Origin of the sequence: Bacillus sp. AFS031507, assembly GCF_002584635.1 — a bacterium.
Classification (GTDB): domain Bacteria; phylum Bacillota; class Bacilli; order Bacillales; family Cytobacillaceae; genus Neobacillus.
The window spans coordinates 1-15,532 of the sequence record NZ_NUOW01000025.1; the positions used below are offsets into that span (position 1 = coordinate 1).

The 15,532-nt window shown below is 37.2% G+C and carries 13 protein-coding genes and 2 pseudogenes; 11 read left to right on the top strand and 4 right to left on the bottom strand.

Annotation, left to right across the window (positions count from 1 at the left end):
- Positions 1–258: 258 nt before the first annotated feature.
- The 8 genes and pseudogenes from COE25_RS31760 to COE25_RS21425 all read left to right on the top strand — a co-directional run.
- A pseudogene (locus COE25_RS31760) lies at positions 259–369 on the top strand (12-oxophytodienoate reductase); the annotation flags it as partial.
- A gap of 46 nt (positions 370–415) precedes the next feature.
- Positions 416–1,114 (top strand): SDR family oxidoreductase, encoded by a 699-nt coding sequence (locus COE25_RS21390; RefSeq protein ID WP_098934053.1) that lies wholly within the window; start codon positions 416–418, stop codon positions 1,112–1,114.
- A 477-nt stretch (positions 1,115–1,591) separates the two neighbouring features.
- Positions 1,592–2,287 (top strand): CoA transferase subunit A, encoded by a 696-nt coding sequence (locus COE25_RS21400; protein WP_098934055.1) that lies wholly within the window; start codon positions 1,592–1,594, stop codon positions 2,285–2,287.
- Positions 2,274–2,939, top strand: coding sequence for a 3-oxoacid CoA-transferase subunit B (locus COE25_RS21405; RefSeq protein WP_098934056.1), 666 nt, complete (start codon positions 2,274–2,276; stop codon positions 2,937–2,939). Before COE25_RS21400 ends, COE25_RS21405 begins: the two co-directional genes overlap by 14 nt.
- Positions 2,932–4,140, top strand: a complete 1,209-nt coding sequence (locus tag COE25_RS21410) for a thiolase family protein (RefSeq protein ID WP_098934057.1) — start codon at positions 2,932–2,934, stop codon at positions 4,138–4,140. The genes COE25_RS21405 and COE25_RS21410 overlap by 8 nt, the downstream gene beginning before the upstream one ends.
- A 145-nt stretch (positions 4,141–4,285) precedes the next feature.
- Positions 4,286–4,423, top strand: a complete 138-nt coding sequence (locus COE25_RS21415) for an FbpB family small basic protein (protein WP_081825434.1) — start codon at positions 4,286–4,288, stop codon at positions 4,421–4,423.
- Between the two features lie 55 nt (positions 4,424–4,478).
- Positions 4,479–4,667: a hypothetical protein gene (locus COE25_RS21420; RefSeq protein ID WP_026565324.1), complete on the top strand. Its 189-nt coding sequence runs from the start codon at positions 4,479–4,481 to the stop codon at positions 4,665–4,667.
- A 291-nt stretch (positions 4,668–4,958) separates the two neighbouring features.
- Entirely contained in the window at positions 4,959–5,594 is a 636-nt protein-coding gene (locus COE25_RS21425; protein WP_098934058.1) for an FMN-dependent NADH-azoreductase, read from the top strand.
- 234 nt (positions 5,595–5,828) lie between these two features.
- Here the strand turns inward: COE25_RS21425 and COE25_RS21430 are convergent, their stop codons facing one another.
- Positions 5,829–9,080: an Ig-like domain-containing protein gene (locus COE25_RS21430; protein WP_098934059.1), complete on the bottom strand. Its 3,252-nt coding sequence runs from the start codon at positions 9,078–9,080 to the stop codon at positions 5,829–5,831.
- Between the two features lie 660 nt (positions 9,081–9,740).
- Between COE25_RS21430 and COE25_RS21435 the strand changes: the two are divergent.
- Positions 9,741–10,012, top strand: a pseudogene (locus COE25_RS21435) (SpoVR family protein); the annotation flags it as partial.
- 1,664 nt (positions 10,013–11,676) lie between these two features.
- Here COE25_RS21435 and COE25_RS21450 read toward each other — a convergent pair.
- The 3 genes from COE25_RS21450 to COE25_RS21460 all read right to left on the bottom strand — a co-directional run bounded on the left by COE25_RS21450 (position 11,677) and on the right by COE25_RS21460 (position 14,348).
- Complete coding sequence (locus COE25_RS21450; RefSeq protein WP_098934062.1) at positions 11,677–12,126, bottom strand: hypothetical protein; 450 nt, start codon at positions 12,124–12,126, stop codon at positions 11,677–11,679.
- 558 nt (positions 12,127–12,684) lie between these two features.
- Positions 12,685–13,422 (bottom strand): SH3 domain-containing protein, encoded by a 738-nt coding sequence (locus COE25_RS21455; protein WP_098934063.1) that lies wholly within the window; start codon positions 13,420–13,422, stop codon positions 12,685–12,687.
- Positions 13,423–13,427: 5 nt separating this feature from the next.
- Positions 13,428–14,348, bottom strand: a complete 921-nt coding sequence (locus COE25_RS21460) for a hypothetical protein (RefSeq protein WP_098934064.1) — start codon at positions 14,346–14,348, stop codon at positions 13,428–13,430.
- A 551-nt stretch (positions 14,349–14,899) separates the two neighbouring features.
- Here COE25_RS21460 and COE25_RS21465 point away from each other — a divergent pair.
- Both COE25_RS21465 and COE25_RS31765 read left to right on the top strand, forming a co-directional pair.
- The gene (locus COE25_RS21465) at positions 14,900–15,109 is read left to right on the top strand and encodes a hypothetical protein (protein ID WP_098934065.1); all 210 of its coding nucleotides are present in this window, start codon (positions 14,900–14,902) and stop codon (positions 15,107–15,109) included.
- A 92-nt stretch (positions 15,110–15,201) separates the two neighbouring features.
- Entirely contained in the window at positions 15,202–15,522 is a 321-nt protein-coding gene (locus COE25_RS31765; RefSeq protein WP_257208918.1) for an HD domain-containing protein, read from the top strand.
- The last annotated feature ends 10 nt before the right edge of the window (positions 15,523–15,532 follow it).

Genomic DNA, 15,532 nt, shown 5'->3' on the forward strand with positions numbered 1-15,532 from the left:
TTCTTAAATAATAAAAAGGTAGTCAACCGAGATTTTACGGCACAAAAGCAAGCTTGATCAAATTGGGAGTCTTAAATCGTTATCTTTGCATTTTGTTTACACAATTTGGCTAGTCAATCGATAATTCGTTAGTGGGATTACGCGTATTAGCGAAAACTACCGATGACAAACAAAAACTGGAAAACATTATCGACATGACTCTGTCTGTCTCGGATTAAGCTTTCTTTTTTTGATATTTTGAGAATGATTGTTCTTGAAGCAATTGGCCGAGCATTACTGGCTGATCCTGCTTGGGTGACCAATATACGCGACGGACGAACAGACGAACTTGTCCCCTTTACTGAAGATGCATTAAAAAAGCTGGTTTAAGTCAACAATACCACAATATCAAGGATAACAAAGGAGAATGCTTATTATGGATATTTCACAACAAACCGCGCTCGTCACTGGCGCAAACCGAGGACTCGGTCGACAACTTGCTCTTGAACTCATCTCTCGCGGTGCTACTGTTTATGCGGGGGCGCGCAACCCTGATAGCATCCAACTACCGGGAGCTAAACCATTGCAAATCGATATCACCGATCCTAACTCTGTGGCAGCGGCAGCAGAGGTAGCGGGAGACATGACTCTGCTGATAAACAATGCTGGAGTGTTGACAGGCGCCTCCCTTATCAATGGTAGTTTGGATGACATCCACAGCGAATTTGATACGCACTTTTTCGGAACTCTTTCGATGGTTCGCGCCTTCGCGCCGAAGATCGCCTCGAACGGGGGCGGTACTATTCTAAACATTCTTTCGGTGTTGTCCTGGATCAGTAGTGTGAATTCAACAGCATATTCTGCCGCGAAGGCGGCCGAGTGGGCTCTCACCAACGCACTTCGTTTAGAACTGGCTGACCAGAAGGTACGTGTAGCGGGACTTCATGTCGGGTACATGGACACGGACTTGATTGCCCACATCACCGCCCCTAAGTTGAATACTGCTGACGTAGCAAAGATCGCTATCGACGGAATCCAGGCTGACAGCTATGAAATTCTTGCCGACGAGTTGAGCCGAAAGGTTCAGAAAGGTCTGGCTGGTGGAGTCTCGGCTCTATACCCACAGTTCGTATGAGATTTAAACAACAAAGAGTAAAGTTAAAAAAAGGGGTCTCGTCACATGCCGATCAAGCTAGTAGCATGTGGCGCAATCCTGTTAATTTCTCTAAAATTTACAGGTGGGGTAGAAGTTCGAACGATGCATGGATACGTACGGGAACAATTTTAAACCATCCAACAACTGCACGTGCTCTGGTGATTGTTATGAACACCATCATCAAGCAATTATCAAGGAAAGATATTTAAAAATACTTTTTCTTCTTGAAAGTTATTATTAAAGTAGTATAATTAGACCAACGATATATTTTATAAATCAAAATTCTTAATCAATTGCTGATTAAGATGATGGAAAGATGAAGTCTTAATGTTGAAAACTCACCGTTTTCATTATATTTAAGATAGCCCAGTCTTTCCAAAGGAAAAAGCTAAATGCTTATTTCCTTTGGATTGGCTGGGCTTTTTGCTTTGTATAAATAAACTGGGAGTGATATTAATGCAAAAAGTAAAAAGAGCGGAAGAAATTATTGCAAAGGTTAAATCAGGTGACACCATTATGGTGGGAGGATTTGGTTTAGTTGGTGCTCCATTAAGTTTAATTTACGAGTTGACACGGCATGATGTGAATCAATTGACCGTCATTAGTAACAATCTAGGTGAACCGGGAAAGGGCTTAGGCATTTTATTACGACAAGGAAAAATTAGAAAAGCTATTGGTTCGTATTTTACTAGTAACAGGGAAGTGGGAGATCAGTTTAATCAAGGTAAACTTGAAATTCAGCTTATGCCTCAGGGAACGATGTCTGAATCGATAAGAGCTGGAGGAGCCGGTATTGGCGGCTATTATACAAAAACAAGTGTTGGGACTCAATTGGCAGAAGGTAAGGAAGTACGCGAAATTAAGGGAGAATTGTATGTATTCGAAGAGCCGCTGCGAGCAAATGTTTCACTGATTAAAGCAGCAAAGGCAGATACTCTCGGGAATTTAGTGTATTACAAAACGGCTCGCAATTTTAATCCGTTAATGGCCACCGCAGCTGACTTCGTCATTGCAGAGGTAGATGAGATTGTTGAGGAAGGAGAGGTTTCACCCGAGGAAATTGTCACCCCACATTTATTTGTAGACGCCATTGTAGAAAGCCATCTGATTTTAACTAAGGAAGGAGTTGTACCAAAATATGCTTTCAAATAATGAAATTCAAGAGTTAATAGCAAAACGTGCTGCAGCTGAACTGGAACCTCATTCAGTCATTAATTTAGGAATCGGAATTCCCACACTCATTGCAAAATATGTGGATTCAGAGTTCGTTTATTTCCATACAGAAAATGGAATGCTTGGGGTTCAAGAGTTGAATAGTGAAGAAGATTTTGATCCAAACCTAGTCAATGCGGGAAAGCTGCCAATTAGTGAGGGAATGGGTGCTTCATATTTTAATAGTGCAGACTCTTTTGCCATGATCCGCGGGGGACATGTTGATGTTGCCATATTGGGAGCACTGCAGGTTGATGAACAGGGGTATATCGCTAACTGGGCTATACCGGGGAAAAATATCATGGGAGTTGGAGGGGCAATGGATCTTTTAAGCGGAGCGAAAAAGATTATTGTTACGACGAATCATACTTCCAAAAATGGAGAATCCAAAATAGTTAAAAAATGCACATACCCGATTACCTCCATTCGCAAAGTTGATATGATTATTACCGAATTAGCTGTTTTTGAATTTCAACATGATCAGTTAGTACTAAAAGAATTAATGCCTGGTGTCAGTTTGGAAGAAGTACAAGAAAAGACGGATGCAGACTTTAAAGTTATGTCAGTAAATCATGGAGGACAACATGAATAATAGAGTTTATGTAGTAAGTGCACAACGAACAGCAGTAGGAAAATTAGGTGGAGCACTAAAGGGTATACAGCCGGATGATTTATTACTTCCTTTATTTCATAATTTAAAAGACAAGAATCTGCTGCCTGAAGAAGTGATCGATGAAGTGATTATTGGTCAGGCAAAACAGAGCCAAGACCAAGCCAATATTGCTAGAGTGGCTCTTTTAAAGGCAGACCTGCCGGAGTCAATTCCAGGGTACACCGTAAATCGCCAATGTGGATCGGGTATGCAGTCTATTCATAATGCTTTCTTGGCAATTCGAGCTGGTCTAGGTCATGCCTATATTGTAGGGGGGGTAGAAAGCATGAGCAATGCCCCTTATTATATTCGAAATGGACGTTATGGCTTTCTTTCAGGAAACAGTGAAATTCTCGATCCGAATAAGGAAAGTCAACCGGGTTCCCAGCCTGTAGAGAAGTACGGAAAGCTTGTAATGGGAATGACAGCAGAAAATCTGGCTGAAGATTATTCGATCTCCCGTGAGGAGCAAGATTTATTTGCATATGAAAGTCAGCAAAAGGCACTTAATGCCATTGAAAATGGCGATTTCCAGAACGAGATTGTTCCTGTAAAAGTTCCACAAAAAAAGGGAGAATCAATTATTTTTTCTAATGATGAACATCCAAGGAAAACAGATTTAGAAAAATTAGCGGCTTTAAAACCTGTGTTTAAGAAGGACGGAACAGTCACAGCGGGGAACTCATCTGGATTAAACGACGGTGCCTCTATGTTATTACTGGTTTCCGGTGAAATGGTGGATCGATATCAATTAGAGCCTTTAGTAGAAGTTGTAGGACTTGGAGTTTCAGGGGTAAAGCCAGATCGGATGGGAATTGGGCCTGTTGAGGCAACAAATAAAGCGTTAAGCATGGCAAATATACAAATTGAGGATTTAGATTTAATTGAACTTAATGAAGCATTTGCTGCTCAATCGTTAGCTGTCATAAAAGAACTGGGTTTAGCAATGAATAAAACTAATGTAAATGGCGGAGCCATTGCATTAGGACACCCGATTGGAAACAGTGGGGCTAGAATTAGTGTGACACTAATACACTCCATGTTGAAAAGAAAGGCGAAGTGGGGGCTTGCTACCCTTTGCATGGCTGGTGGACAGGGTATCGCAACAGTATTTAGGGCGCCGGTTTCCCCACAAAATTAGGTTTAATGTGCTGTTAAATACCGGTGGAATTCACTCCCTGCAATCACTGTATCAATATAAAATGAATTCCAACAAAAATACAAATTGAGACTATTGTTTTCGGATCATTTAATAAAACAAAACACATACATCTGGAGGAACTATCATGCGTAAAACGAATCACATGCATAAAAAGTCATTTCAAAAATTAGTACAGGAAATCAAAAAAGAACTTCTTAACAATAACGAGGAATTAGAAAGAATTGAAAAACGTATTGAACAACGTCATGAAATAAAACGATAGACGCAAAAATAATATGGATCAAATAAAATGGTTAAATAATAAGGATGTTCAATTTATGAAATTTAGAGTGAAAATATTTGATCATAAAGGAAAAGAACTTGAAATTGAAAATAAAGTCATAGGTGATATCAAATTTGAATCTGAAAGAGCAATTGAATTTTTTATTCAAGCAATTAGAAACAGTTTACCACCAAATTTCCTGTTTATAGTGATTCCCGAAAACCAAGCAGATGAATCGGATTGAATGATACCGATTAAATAAAAATCTTAAATGAATTCTATAGTTCTATAAAGCATAATACTCTGATTTGCACTTTGGACTAGCCCTTGACTGTTGAATAGTAATGGCTGTTTATGTTACCCAAAGGAGGAAAAAATTAAAGCATACTATTTTTTTGACAATCATCAAATTATTTTATACAATTGTCTCGAATTAAAAATAGTAGAAATCGAGACTTATAAAATTCATTGATATTTCTTTCATTTTTAATTCAAAATAAAATGTTCAAATTACACAAAGGAATGGTAAAAAGATATGGCAAAAGTATTGTACATTACAGCACATCCACTCAATGAAACACAATCGTATAGTATGGCGGTTGGGAAAGCATTTATTGATACCTATCAGGAAGTTAATCCAAATGATGAAATCGTTCATATTGACTTGTTTAAAGAAAACATCCCGCATATCGATACCGATGTATTTAGCGGATGGGGAAAGCTCCAATCTGGACAAGCATTTGAAACACTTAATGATGAAGAAAAAGCAAAAGTTAGCCGTTTAGGCGAGTTAAGTGACCAATTTGTGGCCGCAGATAAATATATTTTTGTTACACCATTTTGGAACTTTTCATTCCCTCCTGTTATGAAGGCTTATCTTGATTCGGTTTCAGTGGCCGGGAAAACATTCAAATATACTGAAAAAGGACCTATTGGACTACTAACAGATAAAAAAGCATTGCACATTCAAGCACGCGGTGGAGTTTATTCTGAAGGTCCTGCAGCTCAATTGGAAATGGGACATCGTTATTTAAGTATCATGATGAGTTTCTTTGGAATTCCGGCTTTCGAAGGGCTATTTGTAGAAGGACATAATGCAATGCCAGATAAAGAACAGGAAATAAAAGAAAATGCTATTGCCCGTGCTAAAGACCTTGCTCATACTTTCTAGTTTTATAAAGTCGAAGAGATAGACTGTCGGGTCTGTCTTTTTTAATAGTGTGATAGGGTATTAGTGAACAATATAAAGTATGAAACTAAAAAAACGGGAGCCATTTCGATAGAAACGGCTCCCGTTTTTTTTACTTCTCAACTTTTTGGGGGGAATGGCCACAAAGTACTGGCTTTTCATATTGAATATTGCGGCGAATTCATCCCATCATCAATCATTCTAAATGGACATTATTTAATTAGGTTTAACGATAACAGGAATAATGATTTTAAATCCACCATATTCCGCAATGATAACAGCGGCTCCTTCAGACTTCGTTAGGATCTTATGATCAGCGGTCACTTCAGCTACTTCCGAATTAGAACTATTCCATTTGACATCAGCTGTAACGTCTTTTATCGTTCCATCGCTGGACATAGCATTTATGACTACTTCATTTGTTGAGCCTGCTGAATTTACGATATAACCCGGCGAAGAACTTATCCCCCTAATAAATGTAGGATACTTTGCTACAACTTCAACATCAATTGTCTTTGACATTCCAAAAACAGTAGCAGTTATTGTCGTTTTTCCTACAGAGTGAGCGATGATATGTCCATCAGCAGAAATCGTTGCAACCGATTCGTCCGCCACCGTCAATTTTGCTTTGCTAGTAAGATTATAACAATCACAATTTCCATCTCTGCCATGATGACCAAAGAAGCCATTAATTGAGATGTCAGTGGACTTATTAGGTTCTAACATTACATTTCTAGTTGTCCATTTATTGTTTTCAGCCCAATATAAATCTACAGGTTTAGTGTTTCTTACCCAAATAGCATCTCTCAAACCATAATAATTGAACCAGATGTATGCTTCACCAGGGCCGACCCATGTAATGACTCCGTTCTGGTCAACAGTTGCTACACTTTCGTCGGAAGATTCCCATTTCCCTTCTGTATCAACCTGAACGATATTATGATCTGTATATTCAGCAAACGCGTTCGCATCAATAGTTCCTTCTTCAGGGTGTAATATCATCCCATTGCTATTATTAGTTATCGCTTCTACTATATTTCCTGCTTCAGGCTGTATTATCATCCCCGCGCTAACAATTCCTACTAAATTTAATGGTCCAGCTTGATCTTGTACTTTTACTGGAATTTTAATAGAAGAGAAACCTGCAATTGTTGCACTAACCGTCGTTTTTCCAGTATTCATTCCAATAAATTTCCCGTCTTTAACACTCACAACTGTAGGTTCATCTGTTGTCCATTGAATTGAATTCGTTATTTCTCTTTGAGTTCCATCATTGTATTGAGCAAAAACATGTACTGGATAAAGCTTATCTTTTTGAACAACAACATCCAATGAGGAAGCAAGCAAGGACTCAATTTTTAAATCTTTTATTAACGCATCATTCCCAGAAAGAATTGAAACATTCAAGATTTTTGTGCTTGTTCCGTAATCGATAAGTACCTGCGTTGTTCCTGCTGCTACTGCTGTAAGGACCCCATTCTTAACTGTAACTTTGTCCGGGTCTAATGTTGTGAATCTTGAGTCTGATGTAACGTCAGCAGTTGAACCATCCTTATATTTTGCTTTAACAGAGAACGAATGCGTGTGCTCAGATAAACTAAAGGTGATATCATTTTCACTAGGAATCAGATCAACAATTTTATTTGCAAAATCTTTAGAAGGTTCATTTGAAACGACAATTGAAATCTGCTTTGAGTATCCAGAGCTATCTACGGTAATAATTGTTGTACCAGTGCCTACAGCTGTAAGTAGGCCATCTTTATTTACTTTAACAACATCCGGATTAGATGATTTATATACCGCATATGAAGTCGAATTTGATCTGTCTGAATAGGTCGTTTTTACCTCTAATTGCTGCTGTTGATTTACTACCATATTTTTCATATCTGGTGTAACAGAAATTGATTCAGGGTTTGGAGCCTGCTTCTGACCGTCTTTATCCGTGACTGCCACCGGGATATCTACAAAGTAACGAAAATCATTATAGATAGCATGCAAGACAGTTGTGCCACTTAATTGACCAATAACTTTTGATTCACCACCATATTTTCGTGAAACTGAAGCTACGTGGAAATTGTCGGAGTACAATTCAACGGAACCTGTTACATCCTCCGTGCTCCCATCACTATAAATCGCATTTATTGTAATAGGCGTTTCTTCACCTATTCCTAAAGAGAGGTTTGGTTGAGAAGCTGTCAAACCAATAACTCTAGGAGTTGTAAGCTTATTGGTGACAGTAACCTCAATTTTAACTGGAGGAAGAACATCTGAACGATAGGAAGCTGTCACAAACGTTTTACCTGTCTTACCTCCAATGATATATCCTGAATCAGTAACCGTTGCAATGCTGTTATCTTCGACTGTCCATTTGACATCATTAGGATTTACATTTTCAACTAAAGTCATACCACCTTCTGATATTCCATTAGTGAATACTTCGGTTAAATTAACAGGCCAATTTTGTCCTGGCATTAGTTCAACTGTAGGTTCATCAGTTATAAGCTTTGTAGGCTTAACAACATTAACAAGTACAGCACCAACCAACTTATCATATTTAAAATAAATATATGCTTGGCCGATTCCAACTGGGGTTATTTGACCATCTTTACTTACCGTAGCTACATTTCGATCTGTCGTTGTCCAACTTCCTAAAGAAGTAACCTCTTTATTCCCCAACATGGGGTTCTTTGTAATGGCACTTACTTGAACCGACTTATCAGAGGTTTCTAACCTCAACATGTCAGCCGACAGGTACAGCCCCGTTACATTTTCAGGAATATCTCTTATCGAAGCAAAGAAATTTATTTGTGGAAAAGTTGAGTAGGTTACTTTCAATGAAACATCACCTGGAGATATCCCTTTTAATACGCCACCTTCAACCTTTGCAATCGACGGATCTCTTGATTCCCATGTAGCTAATTTAGTTACGTCTTCCATCGAGCCATCGCTATAAAGCGCTTTCAATGCGATAGGACGCTTTTCCCCTTCATTTATGTAGGTAATTTGATTCGCCGCTAAAACGAGCGATACAATTTTTTTCCCTTCTGAAGGATTTAGCTTTTGACTTGAAACACGCGCATCTTGAGTAACATTTACTTCAACGTTTAACACTGCATTACCAAGACTGAATTGTACATGTGTAGTGCCTGCTTTCGCAGCTGTTAGTACTCCACTAGCAACTGTTACAACTTTCTCATCTAATGAATTCCATTTTCCTTCTGTTGTAACATCCGCTTTGGATCCATCCTTATACGCTGCTTCAGCCTTTAATTCATGTGTGCCTTTAGAAAGAGAGAACGAGACTGTCGATTCACTTGGAGTAAGTTTTACGATCTCCTTTGAGGGCGGTTCCTTTGTTTCCTTTACTGACCTTACAGGTGAGGCAGAAGCCAAACTACTAAATAGAGACAGGATTACGGTAAAGATGAGAGTTAATGCTGTAATTTGTTTTGTTACCTTTTTTCTCATTTGTCAACCTCCTATTTTTTTTATATTAATCAACCTGTAAGTACAGACTGGTAATATCAATCTACTAATACTAGATTTCTTCATGTGATTTCATCTTTCACACTGACCTTGTTTAGTGACAAAGAGATTCTATGAAAAATTGACGTTATTTTCATTGGATGTGAATTTTTCATCATTAAAAATTTATTAGATTTTTTCCAATTTTCACAATTCAAATACTAAATTATGACTAATAAATTGACAACTAAATATTTTTTTAAAAAAGTAACTTTGAACACGTAATCTGTCTAATAAAGGGGGAATTCTAAATAAAATTCAAACCAATATTATTGCTCAAGCTCCTTTTTATTCACTCCTTTCGACCGATTCAGACATAAATTTATTTAAAATTCGGTCTTTATTATTTCAAATAGGGTTTTTTACATTTGATATGCACAAATAAGCGGAATCTTTAATAAAATTCAAGCGAATAATATTGCTCTATCGGCTTTTAATCTAAGCTTTTTGGCCGATTCCTACATATATTGATTTATAATTCAGTCTTAACCGTGTTGTTACCAAAGAAATGAATGATTGCTATCCATCCCTATTACAAGACGAGCCCAAATTTTTGCAAAACAAACTAGAGGTTAGCTTGATTTATTATAACCGCCTTAGTAAAACGAATGCTGGGCATCCTTATTACATCAGCGAATTTTACGGGAGTTAGATTTAACAAGCGGAGAATCGATTGAATTTGCGAAATTAAATGCCGGGGTCGTCCAGCCATCGAAGACGGGAATCAACGCTTTCTATCACGGCATCAAAATATTTGAAGACATTGAGGAACGCTATAATAATCCACGAAAAGATATGGTGAAGCGGAGAATAAAGCTAAACACTGGAGTGGAAAAAATCTTGTGTTAAGGGAAATTGAGTCCGATATTTCTTTCTGAGTTCGTGTGAAATTATCACTTCTTCGGAATGAGGAATTCATCTTTTGTTGTCCTGTACGGATTTTACCTCTCATCCAAAATAAATATGAATATTGTTGCTTTTTGGTCGGGAGACTCATTGTAGATGTGTCCGGTTCCCGGGAATCCCTATTTTCCTTAAGGCATTTTTGACAAACTTGAATTAAGAGAAATTTTTAGATTTCTATAGTAGTTACGGAAGGCAAACTAAGAAAATATGCGGTATACTAAAACTAGTGGATTAGACATTTATACTAGTGATTAAATTAGAAAAATACTAATGATTTATTCTTTTCAAAACTCACCTGAAGCTGATTTGGCGGGGAATTTCACTGTTTTAGTAGACAGTAATAAATTTGCAATTAGGGAGCACAGTCTTCAAAACTGCTTGAGACCTGCGTGCAGTTCTGAGAAGTTATGCAAACCTTGACAGGGTAGAGGACCACTTTGGTTCTTAAATTTATTTATAAGTTGTTACAAATCTATAAAGCTAAATATTTTTTCAGTTGAAATGTCAGAACATACTCCTTTTAGGGATGTTCTGGCATTTTTTTTCGGCATCATTTTGTCAAATTTAGTAGAATAACAGGAAGGACGAACTAGCCATTAGAGCGGTCATAATAAACATGATCATTACCAAGAGTACATGCACAACAAGTTTTTAAAAGAAGTAAAAGCCTTAACACTAAAAGGAATGGAAGATTATATTACCTTAACCGAAACCACCAGTCAGCTTGGCGGCTGAATTTGATGAATGATTCGATGCCTTACCTCGTGGCTAGAAAGCCAGTCGTAGTGTGCTAGAATGATCAATATTCAACCAATATCTTGTTAAATCAGGATATGAATAGCATATTAAAATCAATCAGTTTACATCGTTTTGTTAAAGTAGAAACAGTATTCGAAGCCGAACTAAATGATACTTGGTTATAATCGACGCTATGTTTTATAAGAATATCTTTCAAGAAATCTTTGGGAAGGCATCCCTTCATAGTCATAATTTATATCAATTATTTACCTATTTAATGCATCAGCCACAAGAAATGAGTTTGAGAGGAATATTTATTTACCCTTTTAAGGGTGTGAATTTTGATGAAACCTTTTCATGGAAAATGATCGAATTACTATGGAAGTAATGACAGTAAATTTGGATGATTCCTGGAAGGAGATTTATGGGAAGTTGATATCGATTCTTTAAAATTCTGAGGTAAAAAATGAACTCTATAAAAAGTCTAGCTATATTTGAACAATTGAAACAGCAAGGGAAAGGGTATTATATTATTACCGATACGGCCAACCCTACGAAGATTCAATATTGAAAAGAATATATTCAGGCATGATTCTCTCAAAGATTTTTGAGTGATCATCTTGAGTAATAGCAAAATGGATATAAAACTTCTCATCAATTACAAGGTGCTTTAGAAGGTATGAAAGAAATGGCTCAGAAAACATGCAGAGACAGGAATTAAAAATCTGGAGTGATATTTTTATTTCTTTTACATTAAAAGATGCGCTTACAAGACTTACTATAGACGAATTAAGTGAAATTAGTAATATTAAAACCAAGTTTCGAAACTTGGCTGGCAGACACATGCTTTATTGGCAGCCAAAAATAAATATTCAAAAATAAAAAAGCTCCCCAATCAAATTGGAGAGCTTACTTCGTTTTCTTTACCAATTTGACTGGTTGATTGTTTAATATCTTTTATGAGATCACTAAAACAAAGCATTAGTTCAAACATTAGAAGAATTATGACTATCCATACGCCTACGTTTAAGATCGTGTCAATCACAATGGATCCAATAAATAAATGGGTATGGATAAGGGTTGTTAAAGTATAAAACATTGCAAAAGTAAAAACTCTACTCCACTGCGTGACATCATAAATAAAGATAGCTTTTTTAATGCCGTAGTGTTTAATCCATTTAAAAAGCCTGTAGATTTCAATAGACTCAACCGTAATGAAAATAATAAGGGCTGCTCTCCATATCAATCTTATGGTATCAATACTAATGATGCCTGTGACTAAACAGGCAATCCCGGAAATAGATAAAGCGCCATGTAAAATGCAGTTCGTATTGTTCCAATCCATTTCAATTGACCAAGAATTTTTTATGTATCTATATAAAATAAAGAAAACACAAACAAGATAAGAACAAAACCCTATGATTAGTAAGGATAGGTTAAAGATGTCCGGAAATTCTTTGAAAACAGTGTTAAGTAAAAGGACTATCGATTGTGTGCTAACAGTAGTAAGAAGAAGAATTCCATGGACATTTCGATATGATTTTGTCCGAGAAATTTCTAAAATAGTTTTTACACTTATCCCAATATAAATAATCCACATGACAATATTTATAATAGCAATAGATACTTGTGCCTGTCACTACCCGCAATTTGTTGTATTTTCCTCGACATCTTTCGGGTGGTGACAGGCACCTTCATTATCATTTTGAATAGTCTGAGAGAATATCGCTATATGAATTGACACCAATTAGGACATAGGGACCTTTAAATAAGGAGAGGGGACTATACCCATTGGAGTCCACTCTCCTTATTTAGGTTGTACTATGAACTGGAAAAAGGATCCTAAAATCACGGAATTTGTTGCATTCATTGCGACACTAAGATGGTAAATATCCCTCTCAATTTAATATTTTTCCCTGACAATCAAGGCTGAAATCCAGCCTTCGATCCCGTTTGCGGTTTGAACTTTTAGCCACTTAATTCCTTTGGAATCTTCTCGTTCTTCATTTAAAAACTGCATTATTTCTCCATTTGTAATAGTGTATAGACGGGGCGCGGTTAGTGTGGGAGCTTCACGAATATTTCCGCCTTCTTCATATTTCTTATTTAAAATTAATTCTTTTTGATCAGGGGAAGCCTCGGATGCTTGTATGTGCACATGTTCTTGTTTTAACCATACCTCAGCTTTCTTCCATTTTTCTGTATACCACTCATTTGGATTGTTCATGATTGCTGCAGTTAGCAAAATCACTAAAGCTGTGGCAGAATAGAAGGTCCCTCTTTTAATCCTGGTCTTATTCCTTTTCCGTTTCATGAAAAGCTGAATGATTTTGTTGAAAAAACTTTCGAACAAGGCAAACATTTCTTCAATGATATCAATCCAAACAGATATGCCCGCTTTTCCTGCTTCTCTCCGGCTCCTTTGCATCTTGCAAAAAAGTGCCATGATTGGGTAAGAAATGAGATAAAGCATTTTTTTCAACAAACGGCACAAAAAGTTTAAGATGGGAGGAACAATGTACAACAATATCAGCCTTGCGAGCTGCAGGAACACAAAGAGAGCCAAAAAAATACGCAACCATTCCGGAAGGACTGAAATAAGTGACCAGAACCAAAACAGCTGATTTAAAATGGATTCCACAATCGCTAATCTCCTTTATTTAAATAGGATGAAAGTTCTCTCCTTGGACCAGCAATCTGTTTTTTTCTATTGATGTTTTCCAGATGGACCGGGAGATACGGGAATAGTATTTTTAGCTTGGCCAATCTTTGTTCTGCCTCAAACTGGTCAATAGAGTGATCGTGGATCAAGTTTAAAAGTTGTTTGTTTACCTCAAATTTGAAGGCTTGGTTTTGGCTAAACTCCGATTCCACTAACCGCTTTGCCATTTCATTCTTTTCTCCAAGCTTCCCTGCAGCGATAAAATCTCCTGCTTGAAGGGCTTCTTTAATCGTTGCCGAAATCCGGCGCGCCTCCTCCAAGTCCAGAGCCTCTTGATAGGCGGATAGTTCTGCGTTTCGGTCTAAATCGGCAATCTCCTCATCATGGCGCTGGTCCCGAATACCTTGCCGGATCAAAACACGAACATTTCGAACAACAATACCAACATCTCTTAACACCTTGACCAATCGCGAGGTTTGAAAAAAATCTTCAATATGCCGGGCAAAACTCAGATCCTCTTCAATAGGAAAAAATCTTGCTTCCGACTCCACCCAGAAGGGCAGATTATTGTTAAAAATGTTGCCAATTTCTCCTGCATTTTGTTGAACTAACCGTTCAGGGTGTTCAACGGCAATATCGATAAATAAATTGACAGAAAACCTTCTACCTCTTGTTGCCGAAGGGACTTCCTCCTTGTAGGTGATGGTTTGCTGCTGCATATTGACTGTATAAACCCTTTTATATTTGCCAATCCGGAATTCACTACGTGACAAACGCTCTCCATTTTTAACTGCATAGTATTCGTTGTGATTATTAACATAAACAAAGGCATAAGTCATAGACGACGCCGGCGGTTTTTCCAAAAAGCTAAATTTCACGTCTTTAACATCTTCAATAAATTGCATTAGGTTATTCCCTCCAGGTTAACTATTTTCATTGAGAGATCACTTCCGCTTGTCTACATTCTATGCAGACAAGCGGAAGAAAAGCCCCCAAATCTATGCAGAAATTGGGGATTGAGGGAGTTGAAATAACATAATTTAAAAGGAGTATTTATATAAAACGGGGGCTTTGTTTAATAAGGATTTCATCTTTTCACAACAATAACAGTAAAAATTCGCTGATTTCAGGTATACGAGAATAAGAACAAGGGGTTTCTGGCCATACAATTAAATGATTTAAGCATAAATGAAAGGGGGAGGTGAGGAATTTGGAAACAATATTTTGAGAGAATTAGATTTACTAAAACTATTGGATTTTACATCAATACAAGTATGTAATTGGATAAATACTAGTGACACTTTTTAAAAAATTGCATTAAAATAATTCTTTAATGTAAAAAAGTCAATCTTATGAATAACCAACAAAACGAGGTCATGCGGCAGCTGGTTAGTTACGGGGTTCATCTCCATTCTCCCTATTTATTTGGGGATGGCAGCACCCCTTAGTAAGCACATTGAGCCCTGTTCAAGAAGTATGGGCCATCTATCCCAACCGTTATGGAACGTCTGGGAGCAAAGTATACCCTGATCATAAAGTAAGTCTAATCGAACTTACTCCAGGATTAGATCATACCTACTTTGTTGAAAAATTAAAGGTGTCGATTGATAAACTAGTGGAAAGAAGCAGGACTGTCATGGAGTTCTTGGATTATATTAAAGTTTAGTGTTTTTAATGAATGGGGGATTAATCATCTTATTAAAGATTAAATAGCTGAAGGTTATGAAATTATTTATCAGATGGGGGGATTTTGTAAAAATGAGCGTCATTCAAAAAGCGATTAGTTTTGCAGCAAAAGCACACAAAAATCAGTATAGGAAATCGACCGATATTCCCTATATTACACATCCGTTTGCAGTCGGAATGCTTTTGCAGGAAGCAAAGTGTACAGATGCAGTAGTTGCTGCAGGTATTCTTCATGACACAATTGAGGATACATCTACCACATTTGAGGAATTGACTGAACATTTTGGGGTTCAAATAGCTAATTTGGTCCGTGTTGCATCAGAACATGATAAAAGCTTGCCTTGGAGCCAAAGAAAACAGCATACAATTGATATGTTAAAAGATGCAAATTAAGAAGAAATCC